14 protein-coding genes are annotated in these 15,012 nt (G+C 69.1%); 2 read left to right on the top strand and 12 right to left on the bottom strand.

Annotated features, from left to right (window positions below):
- Nucleotides 1–140: 140 nt before the first annotated feature.
- The 6 genes from BIU99_RS14325 to BIU99_RS14300 form a co-directional block, all read right to left on the bottom strand.
- Nucleotides 141–1,319, bottom strand: coding sequence for a glycoside hydrolase family 1 protein (locus BIU99_RS14325; RefSeq protein WP_071261830.1), 1,179 nt, complete (start codon nt 1,317–1,319; stop codon nt 141–143).
- A 100-nt stretch (nt 1,320–1,419) separates the two neighbouring features.
- Nucleotides 1,420–3,189 carry an ABC transporter ATP-binding protein gene (locus BIU99_RS14320; RefSeq protein ID WP_071261828.1) on the bottom strand — a complete coding sequence of 590 codons (1,770 nt, stop codon included), beginning with the start codon at nt 3,187–3,189 and terminating at the stop codon, nt 1,420–1,422.
- Nucleotides 3,186–4,106, bottom strand: coding sequence for an ABC transporter permease (locus BIU99_RS14315; protein ID WP_064297140.1), 921 nt, complete (start codon nt 4,104–4,106; stop codon nt 3,186–3,188). Before BIU99_RS14315 ends, BIU99_RS14320 begins: the two co-directional genes overlap by 4 nt.
- Complete coding sequence (locus BIU99_RS14310) at nt 4,103–5,074, bottom strand: ABC transporter permease (RefSeq protein WP_064297181.1); 972 nt, start codon at nt 5,072–5,074, stop codon at nt 4,103–4,105. The genes BIU99_RS14315 and BIU99_RS14310 overlap by 4 nt, the downstream gene beginning before the upstream one ends.
- Before the next feature lie 8 nt (nt 5,075–5,082).
- Nucleotides 5,083–6,759 carry an ABC transporter substrate-binding protein gene (locus BIU99_RS14305; RefSeq protein WP_079001241.1) on the bottom strand — a complete coding sequence of 559 codons (1,677 nt, stop codon included), beginning with the start codon at nt 6,757–6,759 and terminating at the stop codon, nt 5,083–5,085.
- A 188-nt stretch (nt 6,760–6,947) separates the two neighbouring features.
- A complete protein-coding gene (locus BIU99_RS14300; protein ID WP_064297139.1) occupies nt 6,948–8,057 on the bottom strand; it encodes a LacI family DNA-binding transcriptional regulator in 1,110 nt (369 codons plus the stop codon).
- 205 nt (nt 8,058–8,262) lie between these two features.
- Between BIU99_RS14300 and BIU99_RS14295 the strand changes: the two genes are divergently transcribed.
- Nucleotides 8,263–9,063 (top strand): isocitrate lyase/phosphoenolpyruvate mutase family protein, encoded by an 801-nt coding sequence (locus tag BIU99_RS14295; protein WP_064297138.1) that lies wholly within the window; start codon nt 8,263–8,265, stop codon nt 9,061–9,063.
- Nucleotides 9,064–9,162: 99 nt separating this feature from the next.
- On the opposite strand, the gene BIU99_RS14290 is transcribed toward BIU99_RS14295, so the two are convergent.
- The 6 genes from BIU99_RS14290 to BIU99_RS14265 are packed head-to-tail and all read right to left on the bottom strand — an operon-like array spanning nt 9,163 to nt 14,371.
- Complete coding sequence (locus BIU99_RS14290) at nt 9,163–10,029, bottom strand: prenyltransferase (RefSeq protein WP_071261826.1); 867 nt, start codon at nt 10,027–10,029, stop codon at nt 9,163–9,165.
- A complete protein-coding gene (locus BIU99_RS14285) occupies nt 10,026–10,406 on the bottom strand; it encodes a hypothetical protein (protein ID WP_071261824.1) in 381 nt (126 codons plus the stop codon). Before BIU99_RS14285 ends, BIU99_RS14290 begins: the two co-directional genes overlap by 4 nt.
- Nucleotides 10,403–10,756: a lycopene cyclase domain-containing protein gene (locus tag BIU99_RS14280; protein ID WP_071261823.1), complete on the bottom strand. Its 354-nt coding sequence runs from the start codon at nt 10,754–10,756 to the stop codon at nt 10,403–10,405. The genes BIU99_RS14285 and BIU99_RS14280 overlap by 4 nt, the downstream gene beginning before the upstream one ends.
- Complete coding sequence (gene crtI / locus BIU99_RS14275) at nt 10,756–12,336, bottom strand: phytoene desaturase family protein (protein ID WP_071261821.1); 1,581 nt, start codon at nt 12,334–12,336, stop codon at nt 10,756–10,758. The genes BIU99_RS14280 and crtI overlap by 1 nt, the downstream gene beginning before the upstream one ends.
- Nucleotides 12,333–13,301 carry a squalene/phytoene synthase family protein gene (locus tag BIU99_RS14270; RefSeq protein WP_071261820.1) on the bottom strand — a complete coding sequence of 323 codons (969 nt, stop codon included), beginning with the start codon at nt 13,299–13,301 and terminating at the stop codon, nt 12,333–12,335. The genes crtI and BIU99_RS14270 overlap by 4 nt, the downstream gene beginning before the upstream one ends.
- Complete coding sequence (locus tag BIU99_RS14265) at nt 13,298–14,371, bottom strand: polyprenyl synthetase family protein (RefSeq protein ID WP_079001229.1); 1,074 nt, start codon at nt 14,369–14,371, stop codon at nt 13,298–13,300. Before BIU99_RS14265 ends, BIU99_RS14270 begins: the two co-directional genes overlap by 4 nt.
- Nucleotides 14,372–14,456: 85 nt before the next feature.
- On the opposite strand from BIU99_RS14265, the gene idi reads away from it, so the two are divergent.
- On the top strand, nt 14,457–15,002 hold the full coding sequence (idi, locus tag BIU99_RS14260; RefSeq protein ID WP_071261818.1) for an isopentenyl-diphosphate Delta-isomerase: 546 nt from the start codon (nt 14,457–14,459) through the stop codon (nt 15,000–15,002).
- The last annotated feature ends 10 nt before the right edge of the window (nt 15,003–15,012 follow it).

The following is a 15,012-nucleotide window of genomic DNA, read 5'->3' as shown; positions in this document are numbered from 1 at the left end:
CGGACATCTCCTGAGTCGGGGTCGAACGGACCACACGCGACCCCGGCGCCCCGTTCTCAGGACTCCGCCGCGTGTCGCTACCCACACGAGCCCGACACACCGGACATCTCCTGAGTTGGGGACGGCACCGGGGGCTTCAACTACTCCGTGAGGCCGTTCGCCTTCGCGACGTTCCCGAGCCACGCGAGGCTCGGCTTCGGCGTGCGTACGAAGGTCTCACGGTCGACGGCGATGAGACCGAAGGTCGGCCGGAAGCCGCTCGCCCACTCGTAGTTGTCGAGCGCGCTCCAGTGGAGGTAGCCCTCGAGCTGGATCCCGTCCTGGATGCAGGCGTGCAGCTCGCGCAGGGCACCGTCCGTGTAGTCGATCCGACGGGTGTCGTCCGAGGTCGCAATGCCGTTCTCGGTGATCATGATCGGCACCCCGCCCGACAGCTCCCAGGCGCTCCGCACACCCTCGGCTGCGGCCGGCGGGTAGAACTCCCAACCGGTGAGCGTCGTCTCGACGCCGTCCTCGACGGGCAGCGGACCCTTCGGCCCGATGAACGTGCGCGTGTACGCCTGGACACCGAGGAAGTCGTCGCCGGCGGACTGCTCGAGGTACCAGTCGTCACGCGGGTAGCCGTACTCGCGCAGCATCTCGTCGGAGCCGGGCTCACCGTTCGACCGGAACGCCTGCGTCGCGATCGTCCAGCCGGACTTCAGGCCGGACACCTGCGAGAGCACCTCGCGCGAACGCTTGTGGGACTCGAGGAGCGCGTCGGCCACGAAGAGGTCCGGGTTCGGCAGGCCGTACGCGACGAGGTTCGCCGCGTCCTCTCCACCGGCGAGCATCGCGGCGATGTTCGGCTCGTTGATCGTGCAGACGTGTTCGACGCCCTCGCCGACGATCGGCAGGGTGAGCTCGGTGTACCGCGCGAAGAGGTCGGCGGCGTCCTTCGCCCGCCAGAACCCGTCGCGCTCGAACCAGCGCGGCACCGTGAAGTGCATGAGCGTGACGACCGGGTTGAGTCCCAGTTCGTGCGCGGTGTCGACCATGCGACGGTAGTGGTCGATCTCGGCACGCGAGACGATGCCGCGCTCGGGCTCGATCCGCGCCCACTCGACGCTGAACCGGTAGGTGTTGAGCCCGGCGTCGGCGAGCAGCTGCATGTCCTCGCGGTAGCGGTGGTAGCTGTCCATCGCGTCGCCCGAGGGCTCGACGATGTTCGTCCCGGCTTCGTGCTCGTGCACCCACCAGTTGCTGTTGATGTTGTTGCCCTCGATCTGGTGGGCAGCGGTGGCGGCGCCCCAGAGGAAGCCGTCGGGGAAGGTCAGCACGGGTGTTGCTCCTGTTCGTCGTGCGATTCGTTCGCCCCTTTTTGGGCGAACGAGCGTTCGCTCGCCCAAAAATGGGCGAACGGACGCGGGAGGGTCCGCGTCAGCGCTTGGCGCGGGCCGGGTTGGGGACGGCGTCGAGCAGCTGGATCGTGTACGGATCCTGCGGGTGCTGCAGGACGTGCGCGGTCTCGCCACGTTCGACGACACGACCCTGGTTGAGGACCATGATGTTGTCGGTCACGAGTCGCGCCGACAGCAGGTCGTGCGTGATGTAGAGCATCGAGACGCCCCACTGCTCACGCAGGTCCTCGAGCAGCGCGAGCACACCGGCACGCAGCGACACGTCGAGCATCGACACGGGCTCGTCGGCGATGAGCACCTGCGGGTCGCTCGCGAGCGCCCGGGCGATCACGACGCGCTGCCGCTGTCCGCCGGAGAGCTGGTGGGGCAGCTTCGCCGCGAACTGCTCGACGGGCGAGAGGCCCACCGTCTCGAGGAGTTCGAGCACGCGCTTGCGCACCGCGTCACCCTTCAGCCCGGTGAAGTTCACCACCGGACGGGTGAGCGTGTACTCGACCGTGTGCAGCGGGTTGAGCGCCGCATACGGGTCCTGGAAGATCATCTGCACGTTCTTGTGCAGGTTCCGGATGCCCTTGCGGTTCAGCTGGGCGACGTCGAGGTCGCCGAAGCGGACCGCACCGGACGTCGGCTTCTCGATGCCCGTGATGAGCTTCGCGATGGTCGACTTGCCGGAGCCCGAGGCCCCGACGAGCGCGAGCGACTGACCGGGTTCGAGCGTGAACGACACGTCGTCGACGGCCGTCACCGCGGACTCACCGCGACGCGGCGGCGGGTAGACCTTCGAGACGGCGTCGACGATGACCGCCGACTCGGCCGAGCGACCGGCACGCGACGACGCCTTCCCCGACTCGGAGCTTGCGCTCGTCGCGGTCGGGACGCTCGTGGTCGTGCCGGAGACGGGAGCCGTCCCGCGGTTGGCCCGCGACGGGAAACCGGGCAGCTCGACGACCGCGGCGCGTGGGTCGGCGTAGTGGCTGAGCAGCATCCGCGTGTACGGGTCCTGCGGACGCTCGAGGATGTCGCGGCTCGGGGCGTCCTCGACGATGCGGCCCTCGTGCATGACGAGCACGCGCTGCGTCGCCTCGAGCACGACGCCGAGGTCGTGGCTGATGAGGATGGCGGTGAACCCCTCGGCCTGCTGCAGCTCGGTGATCGTGTCCATGATCGCGTGCTGCACGAGGACGTCGAGCGCGGTGGTCGGTTCGTCGAACACCATGAGGCGGGGCTCGAGCGACAGGGCCAGCGCGATGGACACGCGCTGACGCATGCCGCCGGACAGCTCTCCGGGGAAACGGGCGAGCACCTGCGGCGTCAGCCCGACCTTGCCGACCAGCTCGGCCATCCGGGCGTCCCAGCGGTCGCGGGAGACGTGACCGTGCGCTTTGAAGATGTCGACGAAGTGGTTGCGGATCGTGCGGACCGGGTTGAGTGCGTTCATGCCCGACTGCAGCACCATGGCGAACCCGCCCTGCCGCTGCTCACGGAGCGCCTCGTCGCCGAGCTCGCGGATGTCCTTGCCGCCGAAGAGGATCTGCCCGCCGTTGATGCGGGCCGGCGGCTTCTGCAAGCGGGTGGCCGCGAAGCCGAGCGTCGACTTCCCGGAGCCGGACTCGCCGACGAGCCCGATGAACTCACCGGCACCGACGGAGAACGACACGTGGTCGACCGCCTGGACCGGCGCGGCGCCGACGGACTCGTAGACGACGGACAGGTCGCGGACCTCGAGGAGCGCTCCGGTCCCGGCTGCCGGCGCGGATGCGCTCTCGGCCTGGAGGTTGACGGCGTTCATCGTGACTTCCCTTCACGGAGGCGCGGGTTGCTGATCGCGTCGACACCGAAGTTGATGAGGGTGAGGCTCATCGCGAGGAGCGCGATGCAGAGACCGGGGGCGAAGAGGAGGATCCACTGACCGGTGAGCAGGGCGTTGGAGTTCTGCGCCCAGTAGAGGATGGTGCCCCAGCTGACGATCGACGAGTCGCCGAGGCCGAGGAACTCGAGGCCGGCCTCCGCGAGGATCGCACTCGTCGCGGCACCGAAGAAGCCTCCGGCGATGAGGGACGTCATGTTCGGCAGGATCTCGTTGAACACGATGCGGAACGGTCGGTCGCCGGAGAAGCGGGCCGCGGTCACGAAGTCACGCGAACGCAGCGACTGCGTCTGGCTGCGGAGCACGCGGGCACCCCACGCCCACCCGGTGATCACGATGACCGCGACGATCATCACGAGCCCACCGTTCTGGAGGTACGCGGCGATGACGATCATGAGCGGCAGGCCGGGCACCACGAGGAACAGGTTGACGATGAAGTTCACGACCTCGGCGCCGAAGCCCTTGATGTAGCCCCAGCTGAGGCCGATCAGCACGGCGACGATCGTCGACAGGATGCCGGCGATGAAACCGACCGTGACGCTGATCTGCGAACCGTAGATGAGCTGGCTGAGGACGTCCTCGCCTGCCGCCGTCGTCCCGAACCAGTGCTCGGGGCTCGAGTCGGCGTTCCGGGGGAACCCGTCCTGGCTCGCGCCGTAGGGTGCGAGCACCGGCGCGAAGATCGCGACGAGGATGAAGAACGCGAGGATGATCAGCCCGAGGCGGGACTTCCAGTTGGCCCAGAGCGTCGCCGCCGATCGACCGATGAAGGCGAACTTCCGCGGCGGACGCACGGCCTGGTCGGACTGCAGTGTCTTGACGTGCTGTGTGGTGGTCATCGGCGGGTCCTTGGGTCGAGTACGCCGTACAGGATGTCGACGAGGAAGTTGGCGACGAGCACGCTCACCGTGATGAGCAGGAAGAGCGCCTGCATGAGCGGGTAGTCCTGTCCGATCACCGCGTTGAACAGGAGGAAGCCGATGCCCGGGTAGCCGAAGACCTGCTCCACGAGGATCGAGCCGCCGACCACCCCGCCGAGCGCGAGCCCGAAGCCGGTGAGGTTCGGGAGGATCGCGTTGCGGGCCGCGTACTTGATGGCGACCGTGCGACCACGGAGGCCGTTGGCCTCGGCGAAGGTCACGTAATCGTCACCGAGGGTGTTGATCATCGCGTTGCGCATGCCGATGATCCAGCCTCCGAGGCTCGTCACGAGGATCGTCAGCGCCGGCAGCACCGCGTGGTACGCGACGTCGACGATGAAGTCCCAGGTGAAGGCCGGCGAAGCCGTCGGCCCGAAGGCACCCGAGGTCGGGAACCAGTGGAGGACGTAGCCGGCGAAGAACAGCAGGAGCAGCGCGGTCCAGAAGTACGGGAACGTGCTGGCGAAGGTGCCGCTCAGCGTCGGCAGCGCGTCGAGCCAGGTGTTCCGCCGCCAGGCCGCGAGCACGCCGATGAGCGTGCCGAGGATGAAGGCGACGATGGTGACGATCCCGAGCAGGATGATCGTGTACGGGAACGCCTGCCAGATGAGCTCGCCGACCGACTGCGGGAAGAAGGTGTACGACACCCCGAAGTCGAGCGTGACGACCTGGTGGAGGTACGTGACGTACTGCTCCCAGAGGTTGCCGCCGGGGACACCGAGTTGGGCCTCGATCGCCGCACGCGTGGCCGCGGAGACCGGACCGTTCTGGGCGAGCTTCGCGATCGCGGCGTCCGTCGGTGAGCCGGGCATGAGCCGCGGCAGGAGGAAGTTCAGCGTGACCGCCGCCCACAGGGTGAGGACGAAGAGGCCGAGTTTGCGCACCATGTACACGGTCACTCACCGTCCTTCCGGAGCTTGAGGTGCGTGAACACGAGGAGCGGGGTCTGGTCGTAGGTCTGGAGCGGTGCGTACGGATTGTCCGCGTCCGGCCAGCCGGTGAACTTCTTGTCGTTGTAGAGACCCCAGAGTCCGCCGTAGTACATGCCGATGACCGGGAAGTCGCTGTAGACGATCTGCTGCATCTGGTGACTCAGCCCGAGACGGGTGGCCTCGTCGGTGGTCTCCTTGTACTGGGCGAGCAGCTGGTCCATCTGCGGGTTGCGGTAGCGACCGAAGTTGCTGGATGTCGTCTCGCCGATGGGCTTCGCGAACTCGCTGTTGAAGCTGTTGTTGAAACCCTGGAACATGATGCCGTTGCCCATTCCGCCCATCGCGACCTGGAAGTCACCGCTCTGGATGGCCTGCTGGTACCCCGGCGGCTGCGGCTGCTTGATCTGCACGTCGATGCCGAGGGCGCCGAGCTCCTTGCGGACCTCCTGGACCGCGCGGAGCCAGTCCGCGTAGCCGTTGGCGGTCGTGATCGAGAAGCTGAACTGTTTGCCCGCCGCGTCGACGAGCTTGCCACCCTGCTGGGTGTACCCGGCGGCCGCGAAGGCTTCGAGGGCGCCGGCGGTGTCCTGCGTGATCATGCCCTGGTTCGGCAGGGTCGGGTCGAGTTCGTCCTCCTGGTTGGGGAGCATGAGGCTCGACTGGCCGGCGGCACCGAGGTAGCCCTCGGTCGCCGCATCGGCGATCTTGTCGCGGTCGAGCGCCAGGGCGATGCCGCGACGGACGTCCACGTTGTCGAAGGGGGCGACGTCCATGTTGGGCACGAGCCCGATCACGCCTCCCGGCGGGAACCAGAACTTGTTGTGGTCGTTGGCCGCAACCCAGGTGCCTTCGACGTTCGACAGGAACGAGTACGCCCAGTCGAAGCCCTTCGTGACGATGTCGAGTTCACCGGTGGCCGCGGGGATCACGAGGTGGTTGACCTCGATCTTGTCGGCCTGCCAGTACGTCTCGTTCTTGTCCATCGTGTACTGCTGCGAGGTGTAGTTGCCGAGGACGTACGGACCGGTGCCGACCGGGTTCGGGTTCCGCCAGGTGTCGGGGCTCTTGACGTCCTTCCAGATGTGCTCCGGGACGATGAGCGTCTGCGAGACGATGTCGGCCGCGGGGGCGTCGTCGTCGAGCAGGTGCATGATGACGTGCTGGCCCTTCACCTCGATCGTGTCGATGTGCTGCCAGGCGCCCTTCTGATCGAGCGTCGGGTACTGCTTGATGAGGTCGAAGGTGAACTTCACGTCCTCAGGGGTGAAGGCCTCACCGTCGGACCAGGTGGCGCCGTCGCGGATCGTGTAGTCGATCGTGCGGGCGTCCGGGAGGTCGACCTTCTCGGCGAGCCACGGCGTCTCCTTGCCGTCGAGCACGTTGATGATCACGAGCGGCTCGTAGATGTAGCTCGAGGCCGAGCGCTTGTTCACGAGGTAGGGGTTGAAGTTCCGCTCGAGCATCGGGGTGCCCTTGTCGGAGGCCAGCAGCATCGTGTCGGCGGGGATCGAGGGATCCGGCTCGCTCTTGATCTGGATGCTGCAGCCGGAGACGAGCAGGGCCGCCGCGGCGATCATCGCCGCTGCTCCGAGTCGTCTGCGCCTGCGGACCTTGGTCCGCTCGTGCGTCGTGTGCGTCATCGCCACCGTCCTTGCTGAAGTCTGTACCGGTTGAGTGTAAGCGCATACATTGTCCGACGCAACCCGTGTCGGACATCCGCTCCTGTTCGCAATCCAGGAGACCCTCGGCGTGGCGGCCTCGCGGCGGACGAACGCGTCCGCGGCACGCCGCGGGCTTCCTGAATGGTGAACGCGAGGGGAGGCGATGATCAGGACGTGATCGACTCGGAGCTCTCGCGGAGGACGACCTCCACGGGGAGTCGGACGGACATCGCGGGCAGCTTGGGCTCGGCGAGGCGACGGGCGAGCGCCTGCACGGAGACCCGGCCCAGCGTCTCCATCGGCTGCCGGACCGTCGTGAGCCGCGGAGCCGACAGGCGGCCGGCGTCGATGCCGTCGAAGCCGGTGACGATGAGCTCCTCCGGGACCGCGACCCCGGCGATCCTGGCGGCGTCGATCACGCCGAGCGCCATCTGGTCGTTGGCGCACACGACGGCCCGCGGCAGCCCGTCGCGCCGGAACAGCTCCCGACCGACCCGTCGCCCGCCCTCCCGGGTGAAGTCGCCGCGGAGGGTCGGCTCCTCCGGGGCCTCGAGCGACCGGTCCGCGAGGGCCGCACGGAACCCACTCCAGCGCTCGGCGTCATCGGGCGAGCCGAGGCTTCCCGCCACGTACTCGAGCTCCCGGGCGCCGAGGTCGTCGATAAGGTGCGCCGTGAGCGTGCGCATCCCCTCGGCGTTGCTCACGGAGACGTGGTCGAGGTCGTCGTCGCGCCGCGGCCCCGCCATCACGACGATCGGGACGTGCCGCGACAGGCGTGCGAGCTCCTCCTCGCTGGCGCTCCCGGCCAGCACCATGAGGCCGTCCACCCGACCCGCCATGTCGCGCACCGTCTGCGTCGCCGTGGACCCGCGCCCGACGCCGACGAGCAGCGCGAACCCGCTCCGCCAGGACTCCAGCTCGCAACCGCGCAGCACCTCGTCGAAGTAGAGGTTGAGCGTCCGCGTGTCGGTCCGCTCCGGGATGTCGCGGACGATGCGCGCTCCCCCGGCCGCCGCCTCGTCACCCTCGAGGGCGATGTCCCCGAGGTCGTCCATCGCGTCGAGCCCCTGGAAGAACAGGCCGATGACGCCGGTACGGCGCGCGGCGAGCCCTCGTGCGGCTCCACTCGGGACGTACCCGAGTTCACCGACCGAGGCGAGCACGCGGTCTCGGGTGGCCGGTTTCACGTCGTCAGGGCGGCTGAGCACCCGCGAGACCGTCGCGATGGAGACGCCGGCGTGGTGCGCGACGTCGTAGACCGTCGGCGGTTTCGTCATGGGAGCGCCTTCCTTCGGCCACCAATGATACGCACGGCATCCTGCCCGCCCGGTTCACCGGCGGCGTGGGATGACGCGTGGAGCGCCCTCGTCTTGCGTCACGGGAGCGCCCCACAGGAGCCGGCAACCGCATCGAACCCGAACGTTCCCTGAATTCTCGACGCTTGTCGGCTGGGCGGCCGACGTCCGCTGGCAGACTGCGGACATGACTGATCAGCATGCCAAAGCCGTCCTCCTCAACTCCCTCCACGAGCCGGGTTCCCCGCTCATCGTCACCAACGTCTGGGACGCCATCACCGCGAAGGTCGTCTCCGAGGCCCCCGGCGTCGTCGCCCTCGCTTCGGCGAGCCACTCGGTGTCGAACGTCCGTGGGCTCGAAGACGGCGGTGGCCTCGACGTCGACGAGGCGATCGCCGCCGCGAAGATCATCGTGGGCGCCGTCGACCTGCCGGTGACGATCGACTTCGAGAAGGGCTACGCGTCCGACGCGGCCGGCGTTCGTGAGAACGTCCGCCGCCTCATCGTCGAGTCGGGTGCCGTCGGGATCAACCTCGAGGACTCCGTCGGTGCCGCGAAGGCCCCGCAGTTCCCGATCGAGGAGGCCGCGGCCCGCGTCGCCGCCGCTCGCGCCGGAGCCGAGGACGCCGGCATCCCGCTCGTCATCAACGCCCGGGTCGACACCCTCGCCGGTGACCCTGAGGCGTGGGACGAGGCCGTCGCTCGCGCCAACGCCTACCTCGAGGCCGGTGCGGACGTCGTCTTCTTCCTCGGACTCGGTACGGAGGAACTCGTCGCCAAGGCCATCGAGCAGGTGCACGGACGCATCTCGGTCATCGGCTACCCCGGCGCGGTCCCGCTCAAGCGCCTGGCCGAACTCGGCGTCTCACGCGTCAGCTTCGGCCCCGGCACCCTCGGCCTGACGCTCGCCGCCCTCCAGCGTGCGGCGACAGGCCTCACCGAGCTCGGCGAGTATCCCGAGGACCTCGGCTTCTCCTTCGAGCTCTGATCCTCGACTGACGACCCGATCTCAGGAGAACCCGGGCGTGGCGCGGTGCAACGCCTGCGGCGCGCCCGGGGACTCCTGAGACAGGGTCGCGGGTTCCGGTCAGGACGTCAGGAACCAGTACCAGATGATGAGCATCGTGACGAGGAAGCCCGTCAGGAAGTTGAGGCGGAGGAACCGCTTCCAGCCCGCGTTGGCCCGCTCGGCGTCCTCCTCGCGGAGGTTCCAGAACGGCAGCACACTCGCGGCGTAGGGCAGTGCGAGCAGGCCCGCCAGTGGGATGGGCCACGGGGTCACGAGCATCAGCGCACCACCCGCGAGGTAGGCGACGAAGGCGAACCGGACGGTCGCCGCCGCACCGATGACCGTCGCGATCGAGCCGATCCCGCCTTCTCGGTCGGCGATGATGTCCTGCACCGCACCGAAGGCGTGGCTGGCGATCCCCCAGAGGAAGTAGCCGACGAGCAGCGCCCAGAGCGCGGGCGTGAAGACCGCGCCGGCGAGGACGAGGCCGTAGACCGCCGGGCTCACGAAGTGCGTGCTCGAGGTGAGCGAGTCGATGAACGGCCGCTCCTTGAACCGCAGGCCGGGTGCGCTGTACGCGATGAGCGCGAACACGCTGATCCCGAGGACGAGCCACGACAGCGGCGACCCGATGACGACGAGGTAGACGAGGAACGGGACGTTCGTCACGATCGCCGCGAAGATCGTCAACCGGTGCATCCGACGGTCCAGGACCGCGCCCTCGACGCCGCCCTTGCGCGGGTTCCGCAGGTCGGACTCGTAGTCGAAGACGTCGTTGATGCCGTACATCGCGAGGTTGTACGGGATGAGGAAGTACAGCGTCCCGAGCCAGAAGGTGAGGTCGAGCTCGCGCGTGGTCAGCAGGTACGCCGCTGCGAACGGGTAGGCGGTGTTGATCCACGACAGCGGTCGGGAGGACAGCACGAGCTGGCCGAGTCGGTTCATGCCGGGTCCTCCTGGGACGGGGATGGGGAGACGGGAGCAGGGGTTCGGCGCTCGAGGAGCACCCAGAGGGACGGGAGCAGGACGGCCGCGGCGATGGCGTAGGCGAAGTCCTCGAGGGGCGCGATGCCGACGAAGGCGCCGGAGATGAGTGCCGGGTCGTAGCCGACGAGCCCGATGCCGATCATGATGTTGTCGAACAGCGCGGTCATGAGCAGGAGGACGACGAGCCCACCGCCCACCGCGAGCAGCCAGGTGCCCGCCGTCAGGCCGGCGGACCGCGATCCGTTCGCACGGCGTCGATCGAGCCGCACGACCGCCAGCAGGGCGACGACCGCCACGACGGCGAGGAACCATGCGTTGAGGGCCCAGTAGGTCATCGTCCGCTCACCTCGGCGGCGCCGGTCGTCCGGCGGGACACCCGGCCGAGCGTGTGTCGCGCCGCACCGAACAGGTTCATCGTGAGGTAGCAGAGCAGCGTCAGGAAGAAGACCTCCTCGATCGGCAGCTCGGGCGCGACCTGGAGCCCGGTCATGAACGCCGTCTCACCGCGGAAGAAGATGCCGGCACCGATGCCGAGCAGGTCCCACACGAGGAAGAACACGACGCCGATCGGCAGGATGATCGCGGCCCGCCGTCGGTCGGCCCAGAAGAACAGCCGGAACCGCCGGTCGAGCATGACCATCCCGGTGATCGAGACGAGCAGCGCCAGCAGGTACAGCAGACCCATCAGCCGGTCGCCTCGGCGCGCGCGCGCAACGGCTCAGCCATCGGGCCGGTGGTGATGTCGCCGCGCATGCGCTTCACGACGAGCTCCGCGCTGATGAGGCACATCGGCAGGCCGATGCCCGGGATGGTGGAGCCACCGGTGTAGAACAGGCCGTCGACCTTCTTGCTGACGTTGCCGCTCCGGAACATCGCGCTCTGCGAGAGGATGTGCGCAGGCCCGAGGGCGGTGCCCTTCCAGACGTTGAGGTCGGTCGCGAAGTCGGCGGGTCCGACGTCGCGACGCACCACGATGCGCTCGGCGAGGTCGGGGACGCCGGCCCACTCGGCGATCTGCGCGATGGCGGCGTCACCGATCTCCGCGACCCGGGCGTCTCCCCCGCCACCGATGGACGGGTCGGCCGGGACCGGGACCAGGATGAACAGGTTCTCGTGGCCGTCGGGTGCGACGCCCGCATCGGTCGCGCTCGGACGACAGACGTAGAGCGACGCGGGGTCGGGCACGCTCGTCTCCTCGCCGAAGATGCGGCCGAAGTTGTCGCGCCAGTCGGCCGTGAAGAACAGGCTGTGGTGCAGGAGCTCCGGCAGCTCGCCGCGGACGCCGAGCATGACGAGCACGGCTCCGGGACCGGCCGTGCGCTTCTCCCAGTACTCGGCCGGGTAGGTCTGGAGTTCGCGGGGCAGCAGCGTCGTCTCGGTGTGGTGCAGGTCGGCGGCGGACACCACGCGGTCTGCACGGAGCAACTGCCGACGACCGTCGGCGTCGAGGTAGTTGACGCCGTCGACCCTGGCGCGGCGGCCGGCGGGCATCGTGGTGATGCCGGTGACCTCGGCGCCCGTGATGATCTCCACACCCTCGGCGCGGGCGAGCTGGGCGATCGTGTCGATGATCCGCGAGAAGCCGCCCTGCGGGTAGAGCACGCCGTCCTCGAGGTCGAGGTAGCTCATGAGGTGGTACATGCTCGGCGCCTCGAAGGGCGATGAGCCGAGGAACACGGCCGGGTAGCCGAGGATCTGCTGCAACCGGACGTCGGAGACGGTGCGCGCGGCCAGGGTGTCGAGGTCCTCCGTGAGGAGCTTCGCGAGCTTCGGCATCCGGGCGAGGACCTCACGGCTCGCGAGCGTCCGGTACGACTCGAACGTCGTGTACAGGAAGCTCCGGATGGCGATCTCGTACGTCTCCTTCGCGCTGCGGAGGTACTCGTCCATCTTCGCGCCGGCACCGGGCTCGACCGACTCGAACAGGGCGAGGTTGCCGGCCCGGTCGGCGGCGAGGTCGAGGTGCCCGTCGCGGCCCTCCGAGTAGACGCGGTAGGCCGGGTCGAGTCGCCCGAGGTCGAGCTGCTCGGCCGCGGAGGTGCCGAGGAGCCGGTAGAAGTGGTCGAAGACCTCCGGCATGAGGTACCAGCTCGGGCCGGTGTCGAAGGTGAAGCCGTCCTGCTCCCAGGTGCCGGCGCGGCCGCCGAGCACCTCGCGTCGTTCGAGCAGGGTGACCCGCTGGCCGTCGCGGGCGAGGAGGGCTGCGGTGGCGAGACCGCTGATGCCGCCGCCGATGACGACGGTGCGGTTGTGGGAGGGGGTCATGACTGCGAGCTCTCGTCGATCGTCGGGATGGAGGCGGTGGTGCCGGTCGTGGCTGGTGTGCGACCGGCGAGCGCGCCGGCGGCGATGCGGAGCTTGACCGGGTCGGGCACCCGGACACGCGTGCGGACGAGGGCCGAGGCCGGCGTGGTCCGGATGCGTCGGGCGAGTTCCGAGAAGAGCTCCTGGGCGAGGGCGACCGCGCGACGGCTCGACTTCGGCAGCCGCCCGAGGACGGCTGCCGAACGGTCGAGATCGGCTTCGATGTCGTCGAGCAGGCTGTGCTTCTGCGCCTCGCTGAGCTCGTCGACGGCGACACCCGGGAAGTAGCTGCGGCCGAGCTCGTCGTGGTCGGCCGAGAGGTCGCGCAGGAAGTTGACCTTCTGGAAGGCGGCACCGAGACTCCTGGCGCCGACGACGAACGCGGCGCGCTGGGCGTCGTCGACGTCGTGGCCGCGCAGGAAGATCCGCAGGCACATGAGCCCGACGACCTCGGCGGAGCCGTACACGTAGTCGCGGAACGTCTCCGGGGTGTGGACGGTGCGCGAGAGGTCCGCGCGCATGGACGCGAAGAACGGACGGGTGAGGTCGGCCTCGATCCCCGCCGACCGCGCCGAGATGGCGAAGGCGTGGACGACGAGGTTGCTGCTGTACCCCGTCTCCATCGCATCCTCGGTGTCCTGCTCGAGCGCGTCGAGCATGCGGAGGACCCGCTCGGGGCCGAGCCCGGCCGCCGCGGCCACGCCGTCGACGATCTCGTCGGCGATGCGGACGAGCGCGTACACGTTCTCGACGTCCTGGCGGATGTCGCCACCCAGCAGCCTGGCCGCCAGACCGAAGGACGTGGAGTACCGACGGATGACGATGCTGGCGGTCTCCTGCGCGACCCGGTCGTAGAGCTGTCGTGCGTCGCCGACCGCCGAGGCGTCGTCCGCGGGTCGCCCGGTCCCGTCCCCTGCTGCGGTCATCGCGACCGCTCGAGCACGGTGGCGACGATGGGGCGGAGCTCGTCGCGGAGCTGCGCCGGGATGCTCGGCGAGGCCAGCTGTTCCCAGGCGCGGTTGGCGTAGTCACCGGCCAGCAGGGTCGCGTGCTGGCGGGCGCCCGTCGTCGTGAGGACGTCGCGCAGGACGGCGGCACCCTCCTCGTCGAGGTCCGGGTCGCCGAAGAGGTGCTCGACGGCGTGCCACTCGGGCTGCTCCGCTGCGAACGCCACCATGACCGTCAGCTTGCCCTCGCGGAGGTCGCCGATCGTCGTCTTGCCGGTCGTCTTCGAGTCGCCGAAGACGCCGAGGACGTCGTCGATGATCTGGTAGGCGATGCCGATCTGCTGCCCGAAGGCCCCGAGCGCGTCGATCGTCGCCTCCGGAGCACCGGCCAGGACACCACCCGACTGCAGTGGCGCCTCGAACGAGTAGTAGGCGGTCTTCAGGCGCTCCATGCGGATGATGTCGTCGACCGTCGGGACGACGCCGCCGACCGTGAAGTCGACGTCGGCGAGCTCACCGGCTGCCGAAGCGGAGATGGCGTCGTCGAGGATCTCGCGGAGGCGGGTGCGGACCGAGTCGGCGCTCCCGGCGCGGTCGATCAGACGGTAGGACGCGGACAGGGCGAGGTCGCCCGCGATGACGGCGACGGACATGCCACGGTGCTCGGCGAGCGGCAGCGGGATGCCCGCGGTCTGCGCGATATCGCGGTAGCTGCCGGAGACGTTGGGGCTGCCGCGCCGGACGAAGTCGCGGTCGATCACGTCGTCGTGGACGATCAGCGCGGTGTGCAGGAGCTCGTAGGCGGCGGCGACGTGGGCGGCCGCGACGATGTCCTCGCCACCCAGCGCCTCGTAAGCCGTCATGACCATCCGGGGACGGAACCGCTTGCCGCCGGCCATGCTGCGCTCGATGGTCTCCCAGAGCCGCAGGTAGCCGGCGCCGCCGAACGACACCGCCTGCGTCTTCGCCAGTTCGAGGAAACGCTCGAGGGCATCCTCGACCTGATGCTGTTGTCGATAGGGCACGTCGACGACGTGGTGGGTCTCCATATCACGAGGCTACTTCACGGAGCGGCGAGATTAGTACGCTAGCTGTCCATTCGCGTTCGCCCCGTTCGTCGGGGAGAATGGACGCATGTCGGTACCCGAAGAACTCGTCGTCCTGCTCGCCGAGGACGGCACCCGCATCGGCACCACGCCGAAGGCGACCGTCCACACGCACGAGACGCCGCTCCACCTCGCGTTCTCCTGCCACGTCATCGGGCCCGACGGACGCATCCTCGTGACCCGGCGCGCGCTCTCGAAGCTCACGTGGCCGGGCGTCTGGACGAACTCGTTCTGCGGACACCCCGGCCCGGACGAGGACAGCGTGGACGCCGTGCTGCGTCGGGCGAGTGCCGAACTGGGCCTGCCGATCTCCGCGCCGGAACTGGTGCTGCCCGACTTCCGGTATCGCGCCGTCGACGCCTCGGGCGTGGTCGAGTACGAGATCTGCCCGGTCTACGTCGCCTACACGGACGCGACGCCCGAGCCGAACCCCGACGAGGTCATGGAGTGGGCCTGGGCCGAGCCCGAATCGCTCTTGGCGTCCGTCGAGCAGGCACCCTTCGCGTTCAGCCCGTGGCTGACGCTCCAGCTGCCGCTCGTCGTGCCGCTGCTCGCGGAGTCCACGGCCCGCTGAGCCGCCCGGA

It is taken from the genome of Plantibacter sp. MMLR14_011 (genome assembly GCF_001865025.1).
Classification (GTDB): Bacteria; Actinomycetota; Actinomycetes; order Actinomycetales; family Microbacteriaceae; genus Plantibacter; species Plantibacter flavus_A.
This window is presented reverse-complemented; position numbering and strand designations above follow the sequence as displayed.

Bases quoted from the DNA above. Each gene is read 5' to 3' on its own strand.
- BIU99_RS14320 (WP_071261828.1), bottom strand. From the start codon at position 3,189: ATGAACGCCGTCAACCTCCAGGCCGAGAGCGCATCCGCGCCGGCAGCC.
- BIU99_RS14315 (WP_064297140.1), bottom strand. From the start codon at position 4,106: ATGACCACCACACAGCACGTCAAGACACTGCAGTCCGACCAGGCCGTG.
- BIU99_RS14310 (WP_064297181.1), bottom strand. From the start codon at position 5,074: ATGGTGCGCAAACTCGGCCTCTTCGTCCTCACCCTGTGGGCGGCGGTC.
- BIU99_RS14305 (WP_079001241.1), bottom strand. From the start codon at position 6,759: ATGACGCACACGACGCACGAGCGGACCAAGGTCCGCAGGCGCAGACGA.
- BIU99_RS14300 (WP_064297139.1), bottom strand. From the start codon at position 8,057: ATGACGAAACCGCCGACGGTCTACGACGTCGCGCACCACGCCGGCGTC.
- BIU99_RS14295 (WP_064297138.1), top strand. From the start codon at position 8,263: ATGACTGATCAGCATGCCAAAGCCGTCCTCCTCAACTCCCTCCACGAG.
- BIU99_RS14290 (WP_071261826.1), bottom strand. From the start codon at position 10,029: ATGAACCGACTCGGCCAGCTCGTGCTGTCCTCCCGACCGCTGTCGTGG.
- BIU99_RS14285 (WP_071261824.1), bottom strand. From the start codon at position 10,406: ATGACCTACTGGGCCCTCAACGCATGGTTCCTCGCCGTCGTGGCGGTC.
- BIU99_RS14280 (WP_071261823.1), bottom strand. From the start codon at position 10,756: ATGGGTCTGCTGTACCTGCTGGCGCTGCTCGTCTCGATCACCGGGATG.
- crtI (WP_071261821.1), bottom strand. From the start codon at position 12,336: ATGACCCCCTCCCACAACCGCACCGTCGTCATCGGCGGCGGCATCAGC.
- BIU99_RS14270 (WP_071261820.1), bottom strand. From the start codon at position 13,301: ATGACCGCAGCAGGGGACGGGACCGGGCGACCCGCGGACGACGCCTCG.
- BIU99_RS14265 (WP_079001229.1), bottom strand. From the start codon at position 14,371: ATGGAGACCCACCACGTCGTCGACGTGCCCTATCGACAACAGCATCAG.
- idi (WP_071261818.1), top strand. From the start codon at position 14,457: ATGTCGGTACCCGAAGAACTCGTCGTCCTGCTCGCCGAGGACGGCACC.